The organism is Marinobacter sp. MBR-105, from assembly GCF_053628895.1.
The window spans coordinates 1-24,119 of sequence record NZ_JBRJHG010000016.1 but is presented as its reverse complement, the minus strand read 5'-3'; the positions used below and the strand labels follow the sequence as shown (position 1 = coordinate 24,119).

19 protein-coding genes are annotated in these 24,119 nt (G+C 57.2%); 9 read left to right on the top strand and 10 right to left on the bottom strand.

Features of this window, described 5'->3' with window-relative positions; genetic code table 11:
- Window positions 1–52 precede the first annotated feature (52 nt).
- Genes gph through ACSSVV_RS16755 form a run of 3 tightly spaced genes read right to left on the bottom strand, consistent with a single transcriptional unit; the run spans window position 53 to window position 2,774 of the window.
- The gene (gph, locus tag ACSSVV_RS16765; RefSeq protein WP_158011885.1) at window positions 53–733 is read right to left on the bottom strand and encodes a phosphoglycolate phosphatase; all 681 of its coding nucleotides are present in this window, start codon (window positions 731–733) and stop codon (window positions 53–55) included.
- Window positions 708–1,424: a bifunctional 2-polyprenyl-6-hydroxyphenol methylase/3-demethylubiquinol 3-O-methyltransferase UbiG gene (gene ubiG / locus ACSSVV_RS16760; protein WP_014421957.1), complete on the bottom strand. Its 717-nt coding sequence runs from the start codon at window positions 1,422–1,424 to the stop codon at window positions 708–710. The genes gph and ubiG overlap by 26 nt, the downstream gene beginning before the upstream one ends.
- Before the next feature lie 21 nt (window positions 1,425–1,445).
- A complete protein-coding gene (locus ACSSVV_RS16755) occupies window positions 1,446–2,774 on the bottom strand; it encodes a TRZ/ATZ family hydrolase (RefSeq protein ID WP_369611833.1) in 1,329 nt (442 codons plus the stop codon).
- Between the two features lie 203 nt (window positions 2,775–2,977).
- Between ACSSVV_RS16755 and mtnA the strand changes: the two genes are divergently transcribed.
- The gene (gene mtnA, locus ACSSVV_RS16750) at window positions 2,978–4,033 is read left to right on the top strand and encodes an S-methyl-5-thioribose-1-phosphate isomerase (protein WP_454106603.1); all 1,056 of its coding nucleotides are present in this window, start codon (window positions 2,978–2,980) and stop codon (window positions 4,031–4,033) included.
- Here the strand turns inward: mtnA and ACSSVV_RS16745 are convergent.
- The 4 genes from ACSSVV_RS16745 to ACSSVV_RS16730 form a co-directional block, all read right to left on the bottom strand.
- On the bottom strand, window positions 4,026–4,808 hold the full coding sequence (locus ACSSVV_RS16745; protein WP_014421954.1) for a helix-turn-helix domain-containing protein: 783 nt from the start codon (window positions 4,806–4,808) through the stop codon (window positions 4,026–4,028). The genes mtnA and ACSSVV_RS16745 overlap by 8 nt on opposite strands.
- A 3-nt stretch (window positions 4,809–4,811) precedes the next feature.
- The gene (locus tag ACSSVV_RS16740; RefSeq protein ID WP_454106602.1) at window positions 4,812–6,977 is read right to left on the bottom strand and encodes a carboxy terminal-processing peptidase; all 2,166 of its coding nucleotides are present in this window, start codon (window positions 6,975–6,977) and stop codon (window positions 4,812–4,814) included.
- 244 nt (window positions 6,978–7,221) lie between these two features.
- Window positions 7,222–9,372: a 3-hydroxyacyl-CoA dehydrogenase NAD-binding domain-containing protein gene (locus ACSSVV_RS16735; protein WP_454106601.1), complete on the bottom strand. Its 2,151-nt coding sequence runs from the start codon at window positions 9,370–9,372 to the stop codon at window positions 7,222–7,224.
- Between the two features lie 29 nt (window positions 9,373–9,401).
- Complete coding sequence (locus ACSSVV_RS16730; protein WP_014421951.1) at window positions 9,402–10,610, bottom strand: acetyl-CoA C-acetyltransferase; 1,209 nt, start codon at window positions 10,608–10,610, stop codon at window positions 9,402–9,404.
- A gap of 186 nt (window positions 10,611–10,796) precedes the next feature.
- Between ACSSVV_RS16730 and ACSSVV_RS16725 the strand changes: the two genes are divergently transcribed.
- Window positions 10,797–11,060, top strand: coding sequence for a late competence development ComFB family protein (locus ACSSVV_RS16725; protein WP_014421950.1), 264 nt, complete (start codon window positions 10,797–10,799; stop codon window positions 11,058–11,060).
- Window positions 11,061–11,064: 4 nt separating this feature from the next.
- Here ACSSVV_RS16725 and ACSSVV_RS16720 read toward each other — a convergent pair whose 3' ends face one another.
- Window positions 11,065–13,512, bottom strand: a complete 2,448-nt coding sequence (locus ACSSVV_RS16720) for a DUF349 domain-containing protein (protein WP_454106600.1) — start codon at window positions 13,510–13,512, stop codon at window positions 11,065–11,067.
- Between the two features lie 154 nt (window positions 13,513–13,666).
- Here ACSSVV_RS16720 and ACSSVV_RS16715 point away from each other — a divergent pair, with 154 nt between their 5' ends.
- The gene (locus tag ACSSVV_RS16715; RefSeq protein WP_454106599.1) at window positions 13,667–14,143 is read left to right on the top strand and encodes a regulatory protein RecX; all 477 of its coding nucleotides are present in this window, start codon (window positions 13,667–13,669) and stop codon (window positions 14,141–14,143) included.
- 1 nt (window position 14,144) lies between these two features.
- Here the strand turns inward: ACSSVV_RS16715 and mltF are convergent, their stop codons facing one another.
- A complete protein-coding gene (gene mltF, locus ACSSVV_RS16710; RefSeq protein WP_031210107.1) occupies window positions 14,145–15,653 on the bottom strand; it encodes a membrane-bound lytic murein transglycosylase MltF in 1,509 nt (502 codons plus the stop codon).
- 270 nt (window positions 15,654–15,923) lie between these two features.
- Here mltF and purL point away from each other — a divergent pair, with 270 nt between their 5' ends.
- Both purL and ACSSVV_RS16700 read left to right on the top strand, forming a co-directional pair.
- Window positions 15,924–19,829: a phosphoribosylformylglycinamidine synthase gene (gene purL / locus ACSSVV_RS16705; RefSeq protein ID WP_113880553.1), complete on the top strand. Its 3,906-nt coding sequence runs from the start codon at window positions 15,924–15,926 to the stop codon at window positions 19,827–19,829.
- Between the two features lie 452 nt (window positions 19,830–20,281).
- Complete coding sequence (locus ACSSVV_RS16700; RefSeq protein WP_454106598.1) at window positions 20,282–20,593, top strand: NGG1p interacting factor NIF3; 312 nt, start codon at window positions 20,282–20,284, stop codon at window positions 20,591–20,593.
- Window positions 20,594–20,600: 7 nt separating this feature from the next.
- On the opposite strand, the gene ACSSVV_RS16695 is transcribed toward ACSSVV_RS16700, so the two are convergent.
- Window positions 20,601–21,149, bottom strand: a complete 549-nt coding sequence (locus tag ACSSVV_RS16695) for an NUDIX hydrolase (RefSeq protein WP_011785941.1) — start codon at window positions 21,147–21,149, stop codon at window positions 20,601–20,603.
- 95 nt (window positions 21,150–21,244) lie between these two features.
- Between ACSSVV_RS16695 and ACSSVV_RS16690 the strand changes: the two genes are divergently transcribed.
- The 4 genes from ACSSVV_RS16690 to purT are packed head-to-tail and all read left to right on the top strand — an operon-like array spanning window position 21,245 to window position 23,753.
- Window positions 21,245–21,832: an NUDIX hydrolase gene (locus tag ACSSVV_RS16690; protein WP_011785940.1), complete on the top strand. Its 588-nt coding sequence runs from the start codon at window positions 21,245–21,247 to the stop codon at window positions 21,830–21,832.
- Window position 21,833: 1 nt separating this feature from the next.
- The gene (locus ACSSVV_RS16685; RefSeq protein ID WP_011785939.1) at window positions 21,834–22,370 is read left to right on the top strand and encodes a gamma carbonic anhydrase family protein; all 537 of its coding nucleotides are present in this window, start codon (window positions 21,834–21,836) and stop codon (window positions 22,368–22,370) included.
- Entirely contained in the window at window positions 22,367–22,549 is a 183-nt protein-coding gene (locus tag ACSSVV_RS16680) for a DUF1289 domain-containing protein (protein ID WP_011785938.1), read from the top strand. The genes ACSSVV_RS16685 and ACSSVV_RS16680 overlap by 4 nt, the downstream gene beginning before the upstream one ends.
- A gap of 1 nt (window position 22,550) precedes the next feature.
- Window positions 22,551–23,753 (top strand): formate-dependent phosphoribosylglycinamide formyltransferase, encoded by a 1,203-nt coding sequence (gene purT / locus ACSSVV_RS16675; RefSeq protein WP_454106597.1) that lies wholly within the window; start codon window positions 22,551–22,553, stop codon window positions 23,751–23,753.
- The last annotated feature ends 366 nt before the right edge of the window (window positions 23,754–24,119 follow it).

The window sequence follows — 24,119 nt, the reverse complement described above, 5'->3', positions numbered from 1 at the left end:
GTAAATCAGGCCGGACCGGGCCTTGGCCAGCCCGGTCGAAAATGATTGGGCGCTATTGTAACAGCTTTGTCAGGTCGCTGACGGTATCGGCGATGCGGTCGGCTTGCCACAGGTCAACGGTCTCCGGTTGCTCTATGTAGCCGTAACGCACCGCGATGGTGTGCATTCCAGCGTTCCGGCCCGCTTCAATGTCCCGTTCATGATCACCGACATAAACAGATTTTATCGGTTCCACCTGAATCTGACGGCAGGCCAGCAGCAGTGACTCCGGGTGCGGCTTGCGTTCAGCCACATGGTCCGGGCAAATCAGGGCGGCACAGCGTTGCGCCAGGCCCAGGGCTTCGATCAGGGGCACTGCGAAGCGTGCGGGCTTGTTGGTGACAATCCCCCAGGGAATGCCCCGGCTCTCAAGGCTGCTCAGCAACTCGTCCATGCCCGGGAACAGGCTGGTTTCAACGGCCACACCGGTTTCATAGAGATCGAGAAAGGCCGTGTGCTTTTCAGGATAACCCTCGTGTTCGGGCTCCAGCCCGAATCCCACCCGAATCATCGCCCGGGCGCCGTTGGAAACCGAGCGCCGGATCTGTTCTGCGGGCAGTGCCGGCATGCCGTGTTGCTGTCGGAGCTGGTTCAGGCAGCGGATGAAATCCGGGGCGGTGTCAATCAGGGTGCCGTCCAGGTCGAAGAGCACCGCCGCCGGTGTCTGCTCAGTCTTCACGGGTATCCCGGGCATGCATCAGGTAATTGACGTCTACATCCCGCCCAAGCTTGTACACCTTGGTGATAGGGTTGTAGGTCATGCCGGTGAGTTCGCGGACTTCCAGCCCGGCATGGCGAAGATGGTCGGACATCTCCGATGGACGGATAAACTTCTTCCACTCATGGGTGCCCTTGGGCAATAAGTTCAGAACGTATTCGGCACCGACAATGGCAAAGAGGAACGACTTGGGGTTGCGATTGATGGTCGACACGAACAGGTGGCCGCCGGGTTTCAGCATACTGGCGCAGGCTCGAATAACCGATGCCGGGTCGGGTACATGTTCGAGCATTTCCAGACAGGTAACCACGTCATACTGGCCGGCATGTTCAGGATCCCGCGCCAGTTCCTCAATGGTGGTCTGTCGATAGTCCACCTTCACGCCGGACTCCAGGCCATGGAGCTTGGCCACCGACAATGGCGCCTCGCCCATGTCGATACCGGTAACATGGGCGCCCCGAAGTGCCATGCCTTCGGACAGCAGCCCGCCGCCGCAGCCAACGTCCAGAGCCCGTTTGCCGGCCAGCGAGACGCGCTCGTCGATGTAATTCAGTCGCAACGGGTTGATGTCGTGCAGGGGTTTGAATTCACTGGTCGGGTCCCACCAGCGGCTGGCGAGCGCCTCGAATTTCGCAATCTCGTTCTGGTCTACGTTCTGGTTGTTCATGTTCGGGGTTACTCCGGATAATCAGCTGAGAATCTGTTTGCGCCATTCGTTCACCCGCAGAACCAGATCTGGTACGTCTATGCGGGTTAGCCTGCCATCCTGTAATTGTGGTACGCCATGAATCCAGCTGTGGCTTACTGCCCGGCCGTGGTTGCTGTAGACCAGGTGCGAAGCGGGATCGTAGACAGGCTGCAGATAGGGGTCGCTCAAGTCGACGGCGATCAGATCTGCCAGTTTGCCCGCCACCAGGGAGCCGATGTCGTGGTCCCGCCCCAGGGCTCGGGCACCACTGAGGGTCGCCATCTCCAGCGCTTTGTGAGCCGACAGGGCTGCCGCATCGTCCGCCACAGCCTTGGCTACCATTGCGGCGGTTTTCAGTTCGCCGAACAGATCCAGATCGTTGTTGCTCGCGGCCCCATCGGTCCCGATGGTGACATTGATATCGTGATCCAGCAGTTTCTGCACCGGACAGAACCCGCTCGCCAGTTTCAGGTTGGACTCCGGGCAATGGACAACATGGGCGCCGGTCTTTTTCAGATGAGCCAGGTCGGATTCGTCGATCTGGGTCATGTGTACACACTGCGTATTGGTGCCGAGAACACCCAGGTCTGCCATACGCGCCAGTGGTCGCTGCCCGCTCGCTTTTACCGCTTCCGCTACTTCAAAGGCGGTTTCGTGCAAATGCAGTTGAATGGCGGCACCGGTTTGCTGCGCTAATTCCACGGCGGCACCCAGAGGACCGTCGGAAACGGTGTAAGGGGCGTGGGGCCCAATGGCAGGCATGATGTAGTCATCCCGCTGCCATTGTTCAATTAGGTCCGCACCTTTGCGCAGGTATTCTTCTGGCCCTGAACCCCATACCGTTGGCATATCCATCAGAGGAAAGCAGATCTGTGCACGCATGCCGGTGTCGTGGGCTGCCTGGGCAGTCACTTCCGGGAAGAAGTACATATCCGAAAACGTGGTGGTGCCGGTGCGGAGCATCTCTGCCATGGCCAGGCGCGTGCCGTCTGCCACGAACTGCTCGCTGACAAACTTGCCCTCTGCAGGCCAGATATGATCATTCAGCCAGGTCATCAATGGCAGGTCGTCAGCCAGGCCCCGGAACAGGGACATGGCGGTGTGGCCGTGCAGGTTGATCAGCCCGGGCAGGACAACATGCTGGTTCAGGTCGAGGGTTTCCCGGGTGCGATAATTCTGGTCTGCCTCAGCCTGCGGCACGATCGCCAGAATTCGGCTGCCTTGAAGGATCACGGCCTGGTGTTCAAGAACAACCCCGAAGGGTTCGACGGGAATCAGCCAGCGGGCGTTGATTCGGGTATCGGCTGCGGTGATGGTTTCTGCCGTCATTAACCTGCCTTGCGGGTTCGGGGCACCGGAGGCGCCTTGAAATTCAATGGGCAAGTATAACCAGCGCGGTCAGGCAGAACTACCCCGGTGGTGGCCGCTGTGCTGCGATTTTCCAGACATTCATCAAGCCTCTTCAAATCAGGGCAGTCAATCTGGTTTGATAGGGCTATACTCGCTGTTTTTCTTTGGTTCGGGAGTTGTTTATGTCAGGTCGATCTTCCAATCGTTCCATCGGGACGGTAGCAATGCGCTGGCACGGAGACAGGCTTGAATTGCTGGATCAGCGCCTGCTCCCGGCGGAAGAGCACTGGATTGTTGCGGATGGCGCGTCGGCGGTGGCCCAGTGCATAACGGATATGGTGGTGCGCGGGGCACCAGCCATTGGCATCAGTGCTGCGTACGGGGTGGCCCTGGCAGCCCGCCACGCAGGCGGAGGCGATTGGCAGGCCGAGATCAAACAGGCTATTCGAGTGTTGGCGAAATCCCGGCCTACGGCGGTGAACCTGTTCTGGGCGCTGGAGCGCATGGAAAAGGTGTTCCACGCCTGCCATTCTCTGGACGAAGCCACTGATCGGCTGGCGGCAGAGGCTGTTCGTCTGCATGAGGATGACCTGGCGGCCAACCTGGCCATGGCGGATTATGCGCTGGAGGTGATGAATCCCGACAAGCCTGTCGCAGTGCTGACCCACTGTAACACCGGTGCACTTGCCACCGGAGGATACGGTACCGCGTTGGGGGTGATTCGCCGTTTGCACGAGGAAAAACTGTTGAAGAGGGTCTATGCCGATGAAACCCGGCCCTGGCTTCAGGGCAGCCGGTTAACCGCCTGGGAGCTGACCCGTGACCATATTCCCGTTACGCTAAATGCCGATGGCGCGGCAGCGGCCATTATGGCTTCCGGCAAGGTTAAATGGATTGTTGTGGGTGCCGACCGGATAACTGCCAACGGTGATGTGGCGAACAAGATTGGTACCTATAACCTGGCGGTCCTGGCTCGGCACCACAAGATCGGGTTTATGGTGGTGGCTCCCTCCAGCACCGTGGATATGTCGCTGGAGTCCGGCAAGGATATTCCGATCGAAGAGCGGGAGGGCACCGAGGTTCGTGAAATCCGCGGGATTCCCCTGGCGCCCGCCGGCGTTCAGGTCTTCAATCCGGTGTTCGACGTGACACCGGCCAGCCTGATTGATGCCATCGTGACCGAGAAGGGCGCAGTGCGTAACCCCAACATCACCGGAATGCGGGCGCTGTTTACCTGATATTCCGTTTTGCCCCGGAGCTGGTTGCCGGCTTGTCCGGCGCTGGCTCGGCGGTCTTCATGCCAGCTTTCAGTTCTGCCACTTCCTTTTCCTGCTGTTCTATAAAATGCAGCGACATTTCAAAGCTCTGGCGGGTAAATTCCAGCACTTTGCGGAAGCCTTCATCCGACAGGTTTCTGGCATCGTCGTGCCGGCGGAAGATGTTGATGAATTCCCGTTCCCGCTCGAACTGGAGCGGAATCCGGCCTATGCCCCAATCGTTGAGTATCTGCCACACCTCGGGGTTATAGTTACGGGTGGTGCGCATGATAAACGGGATCGGATCGTTGCGGGCCACCAGGGCGGCGAGTCTCAGGATCAGCTCGAAGGAGAGGGTGGAGGTGCCATTTTCAATGGCTTCCAGCAAAGACTTGTCTTTGAGGTTCAGGGCTTCACTCATTTCCGAGAGCGTCAGGCCCGCAACTTCCCGTATGTCTTTCAGCGATTGGCCGGCTGTCAGCATGGCCCGCAACTGATCCTGAGAGTTAATCAGGGCCCGACCGACCCGCAGGGAGGTGTCGGTTGCCCGGGCGCCCAGGCGAAGTGCCGAACCCGTCAACCCGGCTATACGTTCCAGCATACCGTCTGGGGTTTTATCTTTCGGGCCAGAGGATTCCAGGCCCTCAGCTTCGTCCATGGAATACATGGCGTGCAGGGCGTCCAGTAGCATGTCCCGGAACACCCGGGCACGCTGTTGGGTACTCTGACCGCTTTCCCCGGACGGCTGCCCAGCCATGATTTATGGTGCCTCAGTCTTGGCCGCAAACTGGGTGGGCATCAGAATGGACGCCATACGTTGATCCAGCTCCAGCAGGTCGGCCATGATGTGCCCGCCTTCCTGGATGACGAAATCCAGTTCTTCGTCGGTGTTGTCCAGATCTGCCGCCTGTTGATCCTGCCAGTCTTCCAGAGCTTCCAGGTCTTCAAAAGGTTCTTCGCCCTTCAGTTCCCTGCGGGCATTGGCGATGGTCAGGCGGGTCTGCTCGATCTGGTTGTGCTGGTTCTTGCGCTCGTCCACGTTAAGGCTGACGTAATCCATCTGCCGCTGGCGGTTAAGGAACTCGATTTCCTTCTGCAGCAGCTTGAACTCCGGGTTGGTGGCGAACCGCTCTTCGTGGCGATTCCGCAGTTCGTCAATCACGCCGGTAAAGTCGAAATAGCGGGCATGGGGAACGGCCTCAATCTGGTCCCACGGCAGGGCGTGGTCCAGAGCGTCCTCACCAATTCGGGTTTTATCGATGCGCGACGGGATTTCGATGTCTGGAATCACCCCTTTGTGCTGGGTGGAACCGCCGGAAACCCGGTAAAACTTGGACTGTGTGATTTTCAATTGACCGTGGTTCAGTGGCCGAACGGCCTGAACCGTGCCTTTGCCGAAGGTTTGGGAGCCAACCACCAGGCCTCGACCATAATCCTGGATAGCGCCGGCGAAAATTTCAGAGGCGGAGGCGCTCATCCGGTTGACCAGCACCACCAGAGGGCCGTCGTAGACCACGGACGGATCCTCGTCTTCCAGTACCTGGACATCGTTGTTGGCGTTACGGATCTGGACCGTGGGGCCTTCGTCGATAAACAGACCAACCAGGTCGTTGGCTTCGTGCAGTGCGCCACCGCCGTTATTACGAAGATCCATGACCACGCCATCCACGCCGCCGGCCTTGAGTTCCTCAATCAGTTTACGCACATCGCGGGTGGTGCTTTTGTAATTTGGATCGCCAGCCTGCATGGCCTGGAAATCGGCGTAGAAGGTGGGGATATTGATGACCCCGATACGATAGGTCTCGCCGTTTCGGTCCAGTTCAATCACGTCTTTGCTGGCGCTTTGCTCCTCCAGCTTCACCTCGTCGCGCTTGATGGCGATGGTGCGTGTGATGGTCTCGTCACTGGCGTTGGCCGGTATTACTTCCAGGGTTACGGTGGAATTACGGGGGCCGCGGATCAGATCCACCACCTCGTCCAGGCGCCAGCCGATCACGTTTACAGGCTTTTCCTCGCCCTGGGCAACCGAGACGATGCGGTCGGCAGGCTGCAGCTGACCCTGCTTGGAGGCCGGGCCACCGGGTACCAGGCGCACTACCTTGGTGTACTCGTTATCGGATTGCAGTACCGCGCCGATGCCCTCCAGCGAGAGACTCATGTTGATGTTGAAGTTCTCGGAGGTTCGGGGCGAAAAGTAGGACGTGTGAGGGTCCCACATACCGGTAAAGGCATTCATGTAAGCCTGGAATGCATCTTCGCTGCGGGCCTGGTACGCGCGTTTGAGTTGCCCTTCATAGCGGCGGCGCAGCGTCTCTTCGATCGCTTCATCGTCTGCGCCGTTCAGTCTCTGGGCCAGAACCGCGTTTTTAATACGCTTCGTCCAGAGCTCGTCCAGAGCGGCCTGGTTTGCCTCCCAGGGCGCCTCGGAACGGTCGACGCGAATCCTGTCATCGGCAGCGAAGTCCAGTTGCTCAATACCGTTGTCAATGAGCCCCAGGGCGAACTTCAGGCGTTCGATAACCCGCTGTTGAACCAGGTTGTAAATATCAAAGCCCGGCTGGAGTTGGCCGGTTTTGAGCGCTGACCCCAGGTGTTTCTTGACCCGGGAGAGGGCATCAATGTCTTCCTGGGTCAGGTAGATTCTCTGGCTGTCCAGGTAATTCAGGTAGGCATCGAAAACATCGCCGGACAGTTCGTCGCTGATGCCGAGATTGCGGAAATGCGTGAACTGCAGCTGCCGGGCAATCAGAATATTGGCGCGGGCCTGGTCAATCGTGGGCGCAACCGGCTCATACCTGGCGGAGTCGTCAATCTTTGCGTAGGCGCCGGAGACAAGGAGGCCCAGGGCCAGAGCCGTGACCGCGCCTGCTTTCCGGGTGAGGGAAGTCAGGGACGGGCGCTGCATGGAATTTTCCGCAATGGTCATAAATGCATACCTGAAGCTGCTGGGAATCGCCACCAATGACAATGGGGGTGAATACCCGTGACTGTTCAATTTATTGTAGGCAACCGCTACACCTGTTGCCATAGGCCAGGGGTATAGCTTCGTGACAATATGTCCATATACGTTTCAGCCTGAGGCTAACTATGGGGGCGTGTGACCGGAAGTAAACTGTCGGCAGTGTGAGGGTAGAGGTGGCCGGAGGGTATAGGCCCTCCGGCCGGCAGGGTCAGCTAAAGTTTTCGTTGCGTTCGGCTTTCTGAAGCAGCAGGGATGGCGGCGTGAATCGCTCTCCGTACTGGTCTGCCAGCTGCTGCGCCCGCTCCGCAAAGGCCCGAACGCCATACTGGTTGACGAACTGGATGGCACCGCCGGTCCAGGGCGCGTAGCCAATACCGAAGATGCTGCCAATGTTGGCGTCTTCCACGGTTCTCAGCACACCCTCCTCAAGACAGCGGATGGTCTCGATGGCCTGCATGAACAGGATGCGATCTTTCAGATCCTGCAGCTTCACACGGCGTGCCTTGTCCTGGTCCACGAACAGGTTCTCCAGTTCCGGCCACAGGTATTTTTTGCCCTTCTCCGGATACTCGTAGAAACCGGCACCGGCGGCTTTGCCCTTGCGTCCGTGTGTATCCACCATGGCATCGATGACGGCTTCGGCCGGATGCGGCTGCCAGGTACCGCCGGCGGCTTCCGTGTCTTTCTTGCTTTGGGCGCGGATGTGCTGCATCAGGGTCATGCTGACTTCGTCAGAGATGGCCAGCGGTCCTACCGGCATGCCGGCCAGCAGTCCGGCATTCTCGATGCTTGAGGGGTGAATGCCCTCGGCCAGCATGCTGATACCTTCGTTCACGAAGGTGCCAAATACCCGAGAGGTAAAGAAGCCGCGGCTGTCGTTCACTACAATGGGAATCTTGCCTATCTGCTGCACGTAATCGAACGCCCGGGCCAGGGTGTCATCGGAGGTTTTCTCGCCGACGATGATTTCCACCAGTTGCATCTTGTCCACCGGGGAGAAGAAGTGCAGGCCGATAAAGTTGTCCGGCTTGGCCGAGGCCTGGGCCAACTGGGTGATGGGGATAGTGGAGGTGTTGGAGGCAAAAATGCCGTTAGCGACCATTTTCGGCTCAGATTCCTGGGTAACCTTTGCCTTCAGATCACTGTCTTCAAAGACTGCCTCGATGATCAGGTCGCAACCTTCCAGGTCGTCGGCAGAGGCGGTGGCGTTGATGCGGGCCAACACTTCGTCTTTCTGGGCTTCGGTCATGCGGCCGCGACTGACTTTCTTCGCCAGGAGATTTTCGGAATAGCTTTTGCCTTTCTCGGCGTTTTCAACCGAGACATCCTTCAGCACCACCTCAATGCCGCGGCTGGCAGTGGAGTAGGCGATACCGGCGCCCATCATGCCTGCACCCAGTACCCCGACTTTCTTGAAGCTTTCCTTTTCTACGCCATCCGGGCGACTGCCGCCGGCCTTGATGGCGTTGAGCTGGAACCAGAAGGTGCCCGTCATGTTTTTGGCCACCTGACCGGTGGCCAGCTCGGCAAAGTAACGGGTTTCAATCAGGCTGCCATTGTCGAAATCCACCTGGGCGCCTTCCACCGCTGCTGCCAGAATCCGTTCCGGTGCCGGATAGCAGCCTTTGGTCTTCTGTTTGAGCATGGCCGGTGCAATGGCCAGTTTCTGGGCCATGGCCGGATGATGCGGAGCTCCGCCGGGGAAGCGGAAGCCTTTCTGATCCCAGGGTTGCTGGCACTTGGGATTGGCTTCGATGAAGGCCTGGGCCTTGGCGATCATGTCTTCCGGTGAGTTGGCGAGCTCATCCACGATACCGGCCTTCAGAGCGGCTTTTGGATTTACCTTCTTACCCTCCATCAGGAACGGGAAGGCGGCTTCCAGGCCAATCATCCGGGGCAGTCGCTGGGTGCCGCCACCGCCGGGCAGCAGGCCCAGGGTGACTTCCGGCAAGCCCAGTTGGGTCCGGTCATCATCAATGGCAACGCGATGATGGCAGGCCAGGGCGAGTTCCAGGCCACCACCCAGAGCGGTGCCGTTGATAGCCGCCACCACAGGTTTGCCACAGGTTTCCAGCACCCGCATGTCGGCTTTCAGGCCGTTGACCATGTCTTCAAACTCTTTGGCCTGTTCGCGGGTCACTGTGTATAGCTCATTCAGGTCGCCGCCGGCAAAGAAGCTTTTCTTGGCGGAGGCAATGATAATGCCTTTGACATTATCCAGGTCGCTTTTGACCTTATTGACGGCTTCGGTCAGTGCAGTTCGAAACTCGCCGTTCATGGTGTTGGCGGACTGGCCCGGCATGTCGATGGTCAGGGTCAGAATCTGGTCTGAACCCAGGTCGTATTTGATGGCACTCATGGTCGGTTCCTTTTATATGAAAGTGGCGTTCAGACGCGCTCGATGATGGTGGCAATGCCCATGCCGCCGCCCACGCACAACGTGGCCAGGCCGTAGCGCAGTTCACGGCGTTCCAGTTCATCCAGCAGGGTGCCGAGGATGATGGCGCCGGTGGCACCCAGTGGGTGGCCCATGGCGATAGCGCCGCCGTTTACATTCACTTTCTCGTCCGGAACGGACAACTCTTTCTGGAAACGCATCACCACTGACGCGAAGGCTTCGTTCACTTCAAACAGGTCGATCTGGTCCACCGTCATACCGGCTTTCTCCAGTGCCTTGCGGGCAGCCGGGGCAGGGCCGGTGAGCATAATGGTGGGGTCTGTGCTGGTAACCGCAGTGGCAACGATGCGGGCGCGTGGCTTGAGGCCGAGCTCCTTGCCCTTGGCTTCGCTGCCAATCAGCATGGCGGTGGCACCGTCGACAATGCCGGAAGAGTTGCCGGCGTGGTGCACGTGGTTGATCTTCTCCACGTAGTGGTATTTTTCCCGGGCGACGCCGTCAAAGCCCATCTCGCCCATCATCTGGAACGAGGGCTTGAGGCCTGCCAGGGATTCCACGGTAGTGTTGCCGCGCACGTGCTCGTCCCGGTCCAGTATGACCACGCCGTTCTGATCAGTAACCGGCACGATGGATTTGGCGAAATAACCCTTTTCCCAGGCGTTGGCGGCTTTTTGCTGGGACTTCACGGCAAAGCCATCGACATCTTCACGAGTGAAGCCTTCCAGAGTAGCGATCAGGTCGGCGCCGATACCTTGAGGCATGAAACCTGTATGCAGGTTGGTTTCCGGGTCGGTCGCCCAGGCACCTCCATCGGAACCCATGGGTACGCGCGACATTGCCTCTACACCACCGGCAACCACCATGTCTTCCCACCCGGAGCGCACTTTCATGGCGGCCAGGTTCACGGCCTCCAGGCCGGAGGCGCAGAAGCGGTTCAGGGTTACGCCGGCGACTTTCTCATCCCAATCAGCGGCCAGTGCCGCCGTCTTGGCGATATCCGCGCCCTGGTCACCCACGGCGGTGACGCAGCCCATGACGACATCATCTACCTGAGAAGTGTCGAGCCGGTTACGCTCTTCCAGAGCCTTGAGCACGGTAGTGAGCAGCGTGATCGGCTTAACGCTGTGCAGTGAACCATCTTTCTTGCCGCGGCCGCGGGGGGTGCGAACGGCATCGAAAATGTACGCCTCGGTGGTCATATCTGTTCCTCTGATTGTTATCCGGGCTTGTTTTCAAAGAGTGATAACCATAGCGGTTCAGTGTAGTCCCCGGTAATGACAGCCGCTGCCAATCCCATTGGCGAAATTGCTCAGGGACAATGACACAAACGCTTGTGACTTCTATCTTGAATAAAGATTGATCCTATAAAGCAGGCAGGTGTAACCATGTCTCTGAGAGATGCTATCGATAATTTCTACGAAAGGCTGGTGCTGGATGCGATCGATGCAACCCGGGAGGAGTCGGACACAGCGGATTATCTGACCGACGTGATGTGTGTGGCTCTGAATCGTTTGCCAGCCAGGTACTATCGGCACACCATCGATATGATGTTCTACCTTGCCGATGAGGAATTAAAGGAGATGAAAGAAAAATCCCTGGCTGCGGTCAGGCAAGCCAGGGATTTTGTAAGGCAGCATCAGAGAGAATGATGCTTTAGTGCTGCAGGCGGCTTTCCAAAGCCTGAACCAGTCGACCAGCATGTTCTGCGCTCTGGTCGTTCATCTCCGGGTGCAGGCACCAGAGTGCGATCAGCCTTTCCAGTTCCTGCTCAGGTGTGGTTTGATCGCCACCACCCAGACCTTCGGCCAGACGCTGAACCTGGATTTCCATACGCCGTCCCTGGTCTGAGTCCGGAGTCTCCTGGCCGGCAACGATCTCCGCCCTGATCACCAGGTCTCTACCTGTAAGAGAGGTCGCGCCGTTAACCAGATTCTGCCAGTTTGAAGGAACCTGTTCCGGGGCAAGGGCGCCACTCACACGCTCTTTGATCAGAGTCTTCCAGTTATCCAGTCTGGCTTTCAGCTTTTTGCGCTGCCCCAGCTCTGTCAGATGCTGACGAAGGTCTTGTACTTCGCCCCGAACCGGTCGTGAAAGCGGCATATCGGCTAACGGCCTGAGTTCGGTTTTGGCTTCATTGATCAGCGCATCGTCAGCCTCTGTGCCGAGATCGCGGTATTTGGCAACCACTGCGCGAGCGTCGGCGTCAGCCTTCTCGGTCGCTTGTTGCTGTGCAGACCGCTGGGCATCGCGTCGCTCGAAGATCTGGTCGCAGGCTTGGCGGAACGCCTGCCAGAGCTTGCGATCTTCGCGGTGGCGGGTGATACCGATACGCTTCCATTCCGATTGCAGGGCTTTGGCCTGAACCATGGCCTCCTGAAGAGGTTCATGGTCAATCAACGCCTGAGCCCGCTCGACAATCGCCTGTTTGGCGGCCTCGTTTTTCTGTCGCTCCTCGTCCAGGGGCCGCTCCAGGTTCTTCAGCAGGTCGTCAAACCGCTTCTGTACCTGGCGGTTATCCCGGAAGTCTACCGGCCAGGCCGCTTTCCATTCCTGACGGGCGGTCTGATGAATCCGTTCGGCACCTTTCCAGTCAATACTGGTCCAGTCTGCCTGCGCGAGGAAGCGTTCAAGTTCCTCACAGATGGCTTCCCGTTTCTGCAGGTTGGCCTGTTTGAGATCGGCTTTTGCCTCGAAGTAGGCTTTGCAGGGCTCATAGGCCTGATCGGACGCCGCTTTGAAACGATTCCAGAGGGTTCGGTCGGACGAGCCGCCGAGTTCTCGCCATTCGTTCTGCAGTTCTTTGATTCGCTCTGCCTTGGCCTCCGGCTCCATCGGTTGTTCCGCCAGATATTCCATCTGTTCGCACAGAGAGACCTGCTTGGGCTCGGTGGCGAATCCCTGCCAATCGCTCAGTTCCCGGAACTGGCCGGCAAGTAACTGCATCTTGGCCTGGACGTTCTTGCGGTGGCGATCATCAAGCGCCTGAAACTGGTTCTGGGCTGTTTTCAGGAGCTGGCGGGATTCACGGAACTGTTTTGCTTCCAGGGCGGCTTCCAGTTTGGGCAGTGTGGTATTGAGAGCGGCCGCATTTGCTTGCTGCTGTTCCCGGGTTCCGTCTGACGTGGGCTGGGCGCGCGGCTTGCCGGCCAGGGCCCGCAGTTCTGCAAGGGCCTGGGGTAGCGGGAAATCCTGCGGCCAGGCCACTTCCTGAAGCAGTGCTTTTGCGACAGCCTGAGGGCTGTCGATATCGTTGCTTTCCAGCTCACCGATTTGTGGTCGTGCCAGATTCAGGCGCCGCACCGCACCAAGGTAGTTGCGCAGAGCCAGCATGGCCTGTTCGTATTGCTTCTGCTCCTGTTTGTCCACCTGGGTGTCCCGCGTGGCTTCCAGCCATCGGTTTTCCTGGGTTTTCTGCAACGCATCGAGGGCAGATTCCGAGGGAAGTCCAGAGGGCGCTGCGGCTTTAAGCTGGTTCAGGGTTTGCTTCAGCAGTTCCAGTGTTTCCTGCCGTTGCTGCTTCTGATCGAGGTGCCGCTGCTCTTCCTGTCGCGTCTCATCCAGTTGCTTCTGGCGTTCACGAATCTGGTGGACCGCTTGCAGGAATTGTTGGGTCTGCTCGGCGCTGGCCTTGTTTTCAACGCTTTGCCACTGGTCCTGGAGAGCGTTCAGTCGGGCCTCGTAGAGCTTGGTGTCTTCGCTTCTGGCCTGCTCCTGTGCCTGGCTGACCAGTTCAGTGATGCGATGCTGGATGGCCGCTTCGCTGGCCTGTTGTTCCTTCAGGGTTTGAAGTGACTGTTTGACAGTCTGGTAAACACTTTTATCGCGGCCTTTTGCCTGTTTCAGCACCGCCTGTAGGTGCTCTTCCTGGTTAATCTGGCTCGCTGCCTGTAATCGAATGGCGGAGGTCACACCTTCTATTGCCAGAGCCGCGAGTTCCGATTGTTCAGGGCTGGCGTCAAGCTGGCGTTCCTGCTGCTGGCGCAACTGCTGTCGGTTGTCTTCCTCGGTTGGCTGGTTGCTTTGCTGTTTTTCGGATGCCTTGTCGCTTACGGATGAGAGGGTTTTGCGGTTCTTGAACAATTTCTGAATGAATGCAGCCATAAACGGTATCCTTGGGATTGCAACCAGTTTGCGGTGGCGGCAGAGTATCTCCGCCTTCCGGCCCGATCAGGTGTCTGTTTCGGGTAGTGTGTTTGCGGGGGTGCCCCGGGACGCTAAGTCTATCGTTTTGCAAGTCATCGCGGAAAGGGCCTGTATGGCAAAAGATCAAAAACATGACGATCCGGAATACCAGGCTCGTTCGGTAGCGCTGCGCCTGCTGGCCCGCCGGGAGCACAGCCGGTATGAACTGGCGCTCAAGCTGCGGCAGCGCAGGATTCCACCGGATGTTTTTGATCCGGTGCTGGATGAGTATGAGTGTGAAGGCTGGTTGGATGACGACCGGTTCGCGGAGATCTATACCCGCCAACGCATCGAGACGGGTTACGGGCCGCTGCGAATACTGGCCGAACTGCAGCAGCGTGGAGTGAATCAGACTCCGGCGTGTCTGTCGTCCGTCGCAGAAGAAGAGTGGTGCCGGAGAGCGGTCCGGGCCCGTGATAAACGGTTCGGACTGGCTGATGTGCAGGGGGATCTGCCTGAAAAGCTCCGCCAGGCCCGATTTCTGGCCCGGCGTGGATTTTCATCATCTCAATCCGAGCATGCCTTGAGCGCGGGACCGGATGATGACTGATTCAGAGTGTCGGCGGTATCAACCGTAGTTCCGGAGGCAGATCAGCGCGAAGATCCGGCTGAGACTCGCTGGCCGGGGCATCGGAGCCAGCTTCGTTGTCGCCAAGCCAGGCCAGTTGATCTTCAAGCCCGGGCGCTGAAGGTGCGTCCGGTTCGGTAATCCGGACCAGAACGTCGTAATACCGTCGGATATTCTGCACGTAAACCACCGGTTCGTGCCCGCGTGCGTACCCGAACCGGGTTTTGGTGTACCACTCTTTCTGTGCCAGCAGCGGCAGAAATTCCTTCACATCCATCCATCGGTCCGGGTCTTTTCCGGCGGATTCAGCCAGGCGTCGGGCATCTTCAAGATGTCCAAAGCCGACGTTGTAGGACGCAAGCGCAAACCAGGTGCGATCCGGCTCCGGAATTCGTTCCGGGATGCGCCCGTGCACCATCCGGAAATAGCGGGCCCCGCCCTCAATACTTTCCTCGGCATCCAGTCGGTTATTAATGCCGATATAATTGGCGGTGGTGCGGGTGAGCATCATCAGACCGCGTACTCCGGTGGGGGAGACGGCGTTGGGGCGCCAGTGGGATTCCTGGTATCCGATGGCGGCCAGCAGGCGCCAGTCCATGCCGGATTCCTCGGCATAATCCTGGAACAGTGACTGATAGCGGGGCAGGCGGTTCTCAACATGGTGCATGAAGGTTCGGGCGCCGACGTAATTCAGTCTGTCCAGGTGGCCGTAGAACCGTTCCGCGAGCTGGGCCATGGTGCCGTTGTTGTTCATCCTTTCCATGAAGGCTTCGGCGGCCTGCACCAGGGTATCGTCCTGAGCGGTTGGAAACAGCCAGACAAGATCAGTGGGCTCGTTCAGTGCGAACGCTTCGTAAACCTTTGGGAAGAAGACGTGGTTCAGATCCAGCTCATTGGACGCCACCGCCGCATAGCCGAATTCCCCGCTTTCCACCCGGGCCAGAAGACCGGCAGCATCCAGCCCCGGATGTTTCTGGATGATGGGGCCAGCCTCGTTCCCGGGATCAGCAACAAGGTGCTCATGGTTGCTGTCGGCCAGCATATGGATGGTTTCGGAGGCGAGATCTTCCAGTGATTCCGGTGCAGGAACTTCTTTGTTATAGACGATAACCGATTGCGCGGCGACACCTATGGGCACCGAGCGGTACTGCTCGCCAAAGTCGGGCCGTTGTGTCAGGCCGGCCAGACCGATGTGCGCGTAGTTTCTGGACAGGACAGAGAGGATTTCAGAATTATCGTCGGCGACCCGAACCCGCAGTTCAACCCCGAGTTCGTCGGCAAACAGTCTGGCCAGCTCGTAATCGTAGCCGGTGTCCTGTTCCCGATCCTGGTAATAGATAGAAGGCGCAACCCGGGTGATGACGTGCAAAACGCCTTCTTCCCGGATTTCCTGCAGCGTTGTGGGCTGCGAGCAGCCTGTGGCAAGGAGAACTGCCAATACAATGCTCAACTGCGCACTACTGCGTCGGAAAGTGCTGATAAATCGTGACAAATCCCTGCTCTCCGCTACACGCTCAATGGTCAGGATGGTCCGGGAGGTGCTCCCATGCTCCTGCTTTTTGATGCTTCTTGCTTTCCATGCATAGTCTCAATGATCACTGCTGAGGGCGAAATGGTCAATTGGTCTGGTTAATAACTGTGCAAAAGAATGTCAATTTTACACCGCGGAAAGAGGCCAGCTTCCGCTGTAACCTGAAGTCGGTTTCAAGTATCATTGCGGCCTTTCAGACGTCCCCCGATTCGCGCGATACAGGTTGATATCATGCTTGAACTTCGCGGCGCGCCAGCGCTCTCGCCTTTTCGTTCCCGCAAACTGCATTCCCGTATACAGGAAATGGTGCCGGGTGTAGAACATGTGTATGCCGAGTTCATGCACTTTGTGGATCTTGATGCCGACCTTTCCGATTCGGAACAGGCCATCCTGGATCGCCTGCTTACCTATGGTCCCAGTGTCCAGGTTGAGCAGCCGGATGGGATTTTATTCCTGGTGGTTCCGAGGCCGGGCACGTTATCGCCATGGTCCAGCAAGGCGACGGATATCGCCCGTAATTGTGGCCTCCGGCAGATTCGCCGAATTGAGCGCGGCATTGCCTACTATGTAAAGGCCAGCAAGAAACTTGGCCTGGAGCAGCGCGAGCAGATCGCAGCACTTCTCCACGATCGTATGACTCAGAAAGTGTTCCACGAGATGGGCGGCGCAGAACTTCTGTTCAGCCACGAAGAGCCTCGCTCTCTGGGACGGGTACCGGTGTTGTCTGGTGGCCGGGATGCCCTGGTGGAAGCAAATGGCCGGTTGGGCCTGGCGCTGGCGGACGATGAGATTGATTACCTGGTCAAATCCTTTGTCGGCCTGGAGCGGGATCCGACGGATGTTGAGCTGATGATGTTTGCTCAGGCCAACTCTGAGCACTGCCGCCACAAGATTTTCAACGCGTCCTGGGATATCGATGGGGAAGGCCAGGAAAAGTCCCTGTTCGCGATGATTCGCAATACCTTCGAGATGAACAGCGAGGGCGTGCTGTCGGCCTACAAGGACAACGCCGCGGTGATCGCCGGCAGCGAAGCCGGTCGCTTCTTCCCGAATCCGGACACGGGTGTCTACGGCTATAACCGGGAGCCGGTGCATATCCTGATGAAGGTGGAAACCCACAACCACCCGACTGCGATTGCCCCCTTTTCCGGCGCGGCCACAGGCTCTGGTGGCGAAATCCGGGATGAAGGCGCGACCGGTCGTGGTTCCAAGCCGAAAGCCGGTCTCACCGGTTTCACCGTTTCCAACCTGAATATTCCCGGCGACGAGCAACCCTGGGAAATCGGCTATGGCAAGCCGGACCGGATTGCCTCTCCCCTGGATATCATGATTGAAGGCCCCATTGGTGGGGCGGCCTTTAACAACGAATTCGGCCGTCCTAACCTGGCCGGTTACTTCCGGACCTTTGAAGAGAAGGTGCCTGGCGCCGCCGGTGAAGAGGTCCGTGGGTATCATAAGCCGATCATGATTGCCGGTGGTCTGGGCAACATTCGCGAGCAGGACGTAGAGAAGGGCAATATTCCGGTCGGCGCCAAGCTTATCGTGCTGGGTGGTCCGTCCATGCTGATTGGCCTTGGCGGGGGCGCAGCCTCTTCCATGGACTCCGGTTCCAGTAATGAGAATCTGGATTTCGCTTCGGTACAGCGCGACAACCCTGAAATGGAACGGCGTTGCCAGGAAGTTATCGACCGTTGCTGGCAGATGGGCGACAAAAACCCGATCTGCTTCATTCACGATGTCGGGGCCGGCGGCTTGTCCAATGCCATGCCGGAGCTGGTCAAGGACGGTGGCCGTGGCGGCAAATTTGAGCTTAGGGATATTCCCAGTGACGAACCGGGCATGTCGCCCCTGGAGATCTGGTGTAACGAGTCTCAGGAACGTTACGTTATGGCGGTTGCGCCTGAAAACCTGGATCTTTTCGATGCTCTGTGTCGTCGCGAGCGCTGCCCGTATGCAGTGATTGGTGAGGCGACCGAGGAACATCATCTGGAGCTGGGTGATTCCTACTTCAACGACAAGCCCGTGGATCTGCCGATGGAAGTGCTTTTCGGCAAGCCCCCACGCATGCATCGCAGTGTTAGCCGTTCCTCCTTTACCAAGCCGATTTTCGATTCCACGAAAATTGATCTTCACGATGCCGTTCGGCGGATTCTGCGTCTGCCCTCGGTTGGTTCCAAGAGTTTCCTGATTACCATCGGTGACCGGACTATCACCGGGCTGGTGGCCCGGGACCAGATGGTGGGCCCCTGGCAGGTTCCTGTCAGTGATGTGGCGGTAACCGCAGCATCTTTTGATGTGCGCACCGGTGAAGCCATGGCGATGGGTGAGCGCACACCGCTTGCGGTGATTGATGCGCCGGCGTCTGGCCGAATGGCTGTGGGCGAAACCATCACCAACCTCGCGGCGGCGCCGATCGCAAAGCTGTCGGATATCCGGCTTTCCGCCAACTGGATGGCTGCTGCAGGTCATCCGGGTGAGGACGAGAACCTTTACGAGACCGTTCGCGCTGTGGGTATGGAGTTGTGCCCGGCGCTGGGTATTACCATTCCAGTGGGCAAGGACTCCATGTCCATGAAAACCGCCTGGGAAGAAGACAATGGCGAGCAGAAGAGCGTCACTGCGCCGCTGTCGCTGATCGTCAGCGGTTTTGCTCCGGTGACCGACGTTGCCCGCACCCAGACACCTCAGCTGCGCACGGATGCCGGTGAAACGGATCTTATTCTTGTTGACCTGGCCGCTGGTCAGAACCGTCTTGGCGGATCTGCGCTGGCGCAGGTTTATCGTCAGGTGGGTGCTGTGGCGCCGGATCTGGACGACCCCGAGGATATCAAGGCATTTTTCGCGGTTATTCAGGGCCTCAATGCCGATGGCAAGTTGCTGGCCTATCATGACCGTTCCGATGGTGGTCTGTTCGTCACCCTTGCGGAAATGAGCTTTGCTGGCAGAACCGGTGTCGATATCAAGCTGGATGGCCTCGCGGAAGACGAATCCCAATTTGCCCGCGAACTCTTCAATGAGGAACTGGGTGCGGTTATCCAGGTGCGCCGTGAAGACACTGATTTCGTTCTCCAGCAATTCTCCGGTGCCGGGCTGGGAGATCACACCAGTGTCATTGGTACTCTGAATGACAAGGATCGGGTTCGGTTGTTGTTTGCCGGAGAGCCGGTTCTGGATGAGGCGCGCACAGATCTGCAGCGCCTCTGGGCAGAAACCAGCTACCGCATTCAGTCTCTTCGCGACAATGCCGACTGTGCCCGGGAAGAATTCGAGAACCTGCTCGATGCCGAGGATCCGGGGCTGAGTGCTGATCTGACCTTTGATCTGAATGAAGACGTCGCGGCACCATTTATCAATACCGGCAAACGGCCGAAAGTGGCGGTGTTGCGGGAGCAGGGCGTAAACGGGCAGGTTGAGATGGCGGCAGCCTTCGACCGAGCAGGCTTTGAAGCGACGGACGTTCACATGAGTGACCTGCTATCCGGTCGCATCAGCCTGGAGAAGTTCCAGAGTCTGGTGGCTTGTGGCGGTTTCTCCTACGGTGATGTGCTGGGTGCTGGTGAAGGCTGGGCCAAGTCCATCCTGTTCAACGACCGGGTGCGTGATCAGTTTGCTGCGTTCTTTAATCGCCAGGATACCCTTGCCCTTGGTGTCTGCAATGGTTGCCAGATGCTATCCAATCTGCACGAGCTGATTCCGGGCAGTGAGGGCTGGCCCCGCTTTGTTCGAAACCAGTCAGAACAGTTCGAAGCGCGCTTGGTGATGGTTGAGGTTACTTCCTCACCATCCGCCTTCCTGGATGGCATGACTGGCTCCCGTATGCCGATCGCGGTTGCCCACGGTGAGGGGAGGGTTGAGTTCGCTTCCGGCACGTCAGCCAAGGCGCTGTCGGATAACGAATTGGTTGCTCTCCGATATGTCGACAACCGTGGCCGGGAAACGACCCGTTACCCCTATAACCCCAACGGTTCAGAGTCTGGTATTACCGGTATTACCACACGGGATGGTCGCGTGACCATCATGATGCCCCATCCAGAGCGGGTGTTCCGGGCCGTTCAGCACTCCTGGCGCCCGGATACCTGGCAAGAAGATGGTCCCTGGTTGCGCATGTTCCGCAACGCCAGAAAGTGGTTTGGTTGATTCGCTGAATCGCAGCTGAAAAGAGAAGTGAAAAGCCAGCCTCCGGTCTCTGTTTCCAAGAGAGTCGAGGCTGGCTTTTTTTATTGTAGGTTGGTTAAGCCGGTACCTTTGATGTCAACCCCAAATTCAACCCCTGATGCCCTAAAATAGTCTGTAAATTTGCTGTCTCGGGGCTTGACTAGACAACTTTATGCACATTTCCGGTGCCGCCCTGGCCGGTTCTGTGAGCAAACATTGAGAACTAAGTTCAGTTTTTGTGCGAAACCTTTAACCTATTGATAATAAAGGAAATAAAATCATGGGTGAAAATGTCGGCAATTTAAGAGAAGTCCAGTATTCATGGGGCTTTGGGGACGATTCCCAAAAACTTTCCCCAGAGTTATCCACAGAATCTGTGAGTAAGTTTGAATTCTCTAATGCTGGGTGATATTTGATCAGTCAGGGAGGTGTCCGTGTATAAATTTTGCTACTTCGTACCTGAGAGTCATCTGGAACAAACCAAGCAGGCACTGTTCGATGTTGGTGCCGGAAAAATTGGAGAGTACGACAGTTGTGCCTGGCAATGTGAAGGCCAGGGGCAGTTCCGGCCGCTGGCGGGAAGCGATCCGTTTCTGGGGCAGCAGGGGCAATTAGAAACGGTGCGGGAATATAAGGTGGAGTTAGTGTGCGACGACAGCCTCATAGGAGATGCGCTAGCCGCATTGAAGCAAGCACATCCTTATGAAGAGCCGGCTTATGAGATCTTTCGGCTGGTTGATCTTTGACGGCCGGTCAGGCTTTTTTTCCCATTGGGTGGCGGATATCACTGACGTGAACGCCAAACCGCTCTGTCTCCATATCGATAAGAAAAAGCTCAAGGGTTTTGCGTACGGTTGGAAACGATATCTCGTCCCATGGGATCTCGCCGGGGGAGAAAAGGCGGGACTCCAGGGATTCTTCTCCGGCGCCGAATTGCCCGTCTTTAAGGCTGGCGCGATAGAACATGTGAACCTGGTTGATATGCGGCACATCGATGATGGAGTAAAGGCCTTCGATGGTGACGTCGGCAAGGGCCTCTTCCAGCGTTTCCCTCGCTGCAGCCTCAATGGTTGTCTCGGCATTTTCCATGAAACCGGCGGGAAGGGTCCAATAGCCGTAACGGGGCTCGATCGCGCGCCGGCATAAAAGTATCTGGCCTTCCCAGACCGGAACTGTACCCGCCACAATCCTCGGGTTCTGGTAATGTATGGTCTCGCAGCTGACACATACGTAGCGGTGCCTGTTGTCACCCTCCGGAATGCGTTGTTCGACCGGATGGCCGCATGTGCTGCAATACTTCATTAGTTTCCCCGTATACTGAGTGTCTGTTGATGATCAGTTTAACGATCCCGGCTGTCTGTGTCTCATGCAAAATCGGGATGCCACTGGAGTAGCGAGTGCGAGACCTATTAACTAAAAAATTATCCAATTATGCCCCTCGACAGCTGGCACTGGATTATCCGGAAGCCGGTATTCTGGTGCCGGTAACGGATGATGAAAATAATCCGGAAATGATTTTCACCCTGAGGTCTGCCAACCTGAAAACCCATCGTGGCCAGGTGTCTTATCCGGGCGGCAAGCGGGATCCCGAAGATTCGTCGCTTGCGGCCACTGCGTTGAGAGAGACCCATGAAGAAATCGGGTTGCCTCCCGACCAGGTGGACGTCATCGCACCATTAAGCCAGGTCATGTCACGCTACGGCATTCTTGTAACACCCTACGTAGGGGTTGTTCCAGGCGATCATCCGGTGGTGCCCAATCCCTATGAAATAGAAAGCGTGTTCCGGGTACCGCTTTCCTTCTTTCTGGAAGACAGGAGGGAGCGCACCGATGCCCTCAGTTTTCTGAACCACACCTTTTATGTGCCCTGTTATCGCTGGGAGCGTTACCAGATCTGGGGGCTGTCCGCGGTTGTTCTGGTCGACTTTATGAACGCCGTGTACGATGCCGGAATCGATCTGCTCGAACCCCCTCAAGGAGGCTGATATGTTTTACGAGCTCGAAGACAAGCGCCCTCAGGTAGTTGGCGATGGTCAGTTTGTTGCTGAAAACGCCGTTATCATTGGCAATGTCCGGTTGCTGGAGAAAAGTAGCGTCTGGTTTAACGTGGTTATTCGCGGCGACAACGAGTGCATCACGGTTGGTCCTGAATCCAACGTTCAGGATGGATCGGTGTTGCACACCGATCCGGGGCTGCCTTTGACGATCGGCCGGGGTGTTACTGTCGGTCATAAGGTGATGCTGCACGGATGTGATATCGGCGATTATTCACTGATTGGCATAAATGCGGTGGTGCTTAATGGGGCAAAGATCGGCAAACATTGCCTGATTGGTGCCAATACGCTGATTCCTGAAGGTATGGAAATACCGGATGGTTCGATGGTTGTGGGCTCTCCTGGCAAGATCAAGCGTGAACTGAACGACAATCAGAAGAAAATGTTGGAAATGAGTGCGGCGCATTATGTTCAGAATGCCACGCGTTACCTGGAGAAACTTAAAGCGTGTGATCCGGAGCAGAAATGAACAGGGCCGATCGGGTGCGCTCACCCTGCGTAAGCGTGTGCGCCTTAGACGAGAACGATGTTTGCATAGGGTGCCATCGTACCAGTGACGAGATTCTTCACTGGACTCGCATGACAGACGATGAACGCCGAGAAGTTTTGAAACTGGTGGCAATACGTGAACAAAAGGTAGCTCTATAAGATGACCGATAACACCAAGACCAGCGTCAGATTGGGTACACCTCTTAAAAGCAACTCGTTCCGGGTGCTTTTTTGTGGTTCCGGGGAATTGGGCAAGGAAGTTGTGATTGAGCTCCAGCGCTTCGGCGTTGAAGTGATCGCCATTGATCGATATGCCGATGCACCGGCAATGCAGGTGGCCCATCGTTCCCATGTTGTCGACATGCTGGACCCTGTGGCTTTGCGGAGCGTCATCGAGAAAGAGCGCCCGAACCTGATTGTTCCGGAGATAGAAGCTATTGCCACCCCGGAGTTGGTCAAGCTCGAGCAGGAAGGTTATCGGGTGATACCCAGTGCGCGGGCGGTGAGCCTGACGATGAATCGTGAGGGTATTCGTCGGTTGGCTGCGGAAGAGCTCGGGTTGCCAACGTCACCGTATCGGTTTGCGGGTACGCGGGAAGAATATTTGCAGGCGGTTGCGGAAGTCGGGCTTCCCTTGGTGGTAAAACCAGTGATGAGTTCGTCTGGCAAGGGGCAAAGTACAGTAAAGACCGAAGCGGATATTGAAAGAGCCTGGGAGTACGCACAAACCGGAGGCCGAGCAGGAAAGGGCAGGATAATCGTCGAAGGCTTTGTCGATTTCGACTATGAGATTACTTTGCTGACGGTGAGGCATAAAGAGGGGGTAACCTTCTGCGAGCCCATTGGTCACAGGCAGGAAGATGGTGACTATCGCGAATCCTGGCAGCCGCAGCCGATGAATGACCTGGCATTACAGCGTTCAAAAGAGATCGCCCGTGCTGTGGTGGAAGATCTCGGCGGTTACGGCATCTATGGTGTTGAGCTGTTTGTGAAGGGTGAGAACGTCTGGTTCTCGGAGGTCTCACCTCGCCCTCATGACACGGGACTGGTCACGCTTGTATCCCAGGACCTGTCCGAGTTTGCTATCCACGCCAGGGCCATACTGGGTATTCCCGTTCCTGTTGTTCGACAGAATGGTCCCAGTGCGTCGGCGGTCATTCTGCCGGAGGGAAGCTCCGCAGAAGTTTCCTATACCGGCCTGGAAGAAGCCCTGGCACAACCGGGAACCCAGCTACGCCTGTTCGGAAAACCGGAATTACAAGGCAGGAGGCGAATGGGGGTAGCGCTGGCGTTGGGTAGCTCCATAGAGGATGCCCGGGAGAAAGCTCGCACTGCAGCAAGCTCTATAAAGGTCGAATTCTGAAAGCCTGATCCCTGAATCCATGGTGAGGGGTGAAAATCCGGGTGATTTTTGGTCGTTCTGGTTGTATTCTGAACAGCTCGATAGGTGGAAACCGAAGCCCGGCAAAATAAATTGAAAATGGGCGTTGACAGTTTTCCTGAGGGCTGTAGAATGCGCACCACTTCTGAGGGACACGGCAGACAACGCCGGTTCACGAGGGATGCAACTACTTGAAAGTGTTCGAAAATTTGCTTCAAAAATTCTTCGAAAAAAGTGGTTGACAGGGCAGCGGAACGATGTAGAATACGCGGCCTTGATTGAGCAACAGCTCAAACGCTCTTTAAAAAGTTAACCAAGTAATTCGTGTGGGCGCTGGCCGAGGTATTT

Coding starts and splice junctions, on each gene's coding strand:
- ACSSVV_RS16695 (WP_011785941.1), bottom strand. CDS start 21,149: ATGAAGTATTGCAGCACATGCGGCCATCCGGTCGAACAACGCATTCCG.
- ACSSVV_RS16730 (WP_014421951.1), bottom strand. CDS start 10,610: ATGACCACCGAGGCGTACATTTTCGATGCCGTTCGCACCCCCCGCGGC.
- ACSSVV_RS16725 (WP_014421950.1), top strand. CDS start 10,797: ATGTCTCTGAGAGATGCTATCGATAATTTCTACGAAAGGCTGGTGCTG.
- ACSSVV_RS16740 (WP_454106602.1), bottom strand. CDS start 6,977: ATGACCATTGCGGAAAATTCCATGCAGCGCCCGTCCCTGACTTCCCTC.
- purT (WP_454106597.1), top strand. CDS start 22,551: ATGACCGATAACACCAAGACCAGCGTCAGATTGGGTACACCTCTTAAA.
- ACSSVV_RS16735 (WP_454106601.1), bottom strand. CDS start 9,372: ATGAGTGCCATCAAATACGACCTGGGTTCAGACCAGATTCTGACCCTG.
- ACSSVV_RS16680 (WP_011785938.1), top strand. CDS start 22,367: ATGAACAGGGCCGATCGGGTGCGCTCACCCTGCGTAAGCGTGTGCGCC.
- ACSSVV_RS16745 (WP_014421954.1), bottom strand. CDS start 4,808: ATGGCTGGGCAGCCGTCCGGGGAAAGCGGTCAGAGTACCCAACAGCGT.
- ACSSVV_RS16715 (WP_454106599.1), top strand. CDS start 13,667: ATGGCAAAAGATCAAAAACATGACGATCCGGAATACCAGGCTCGTTCG.
- ACSSVV_RS16720 (WP_454106600.1), bottom strand. CDS start 13,512: ATGGCTGCATTCATTCAGAAATTGTTCAAGAACCGCAAAACCCTCTCA.
- gph (WP_158011885.1), bottom strand. CDS start 733: ATGCCCGGGATACCCGTGAAGACTGAGCAGACACCGGCGGCGGTGCTC.
- mtnA (WP_454106603.1), top strand. CDS start 2,978: ATGTCAGGTCGATCTTCCAATCGTTCCATCGGGACGGTAGCAATGCGC.
- ubiG (WP_014421957.1), bottom strand. CDS start 1,424: ATGAACAACCAGAACGTAGACCAGAACGAGATTGCGAAATTCGAGGCG.
- ACSSVV_RS16755 (WP_369611833.1), bottom strand. CDS start 2,774: ATGACGGCAGAAACCATCACCGCAGCCGATACCCGAATCAACGCCCGC.
- ACSSVV_RS16685 (WP_011785939.1), top strand. CDS start 21,834: ATGTTTTACGAGCTCGAAGACAAGCGCCCTCAGGTAGTTGGCGATGGT.
- purL (WP_113880553.1), top strand. CDS start 15,924: ATGCTTGAACTTCGCGGCGCGCCAGCGCTCTCGCCTTTTCGTTCCCGC.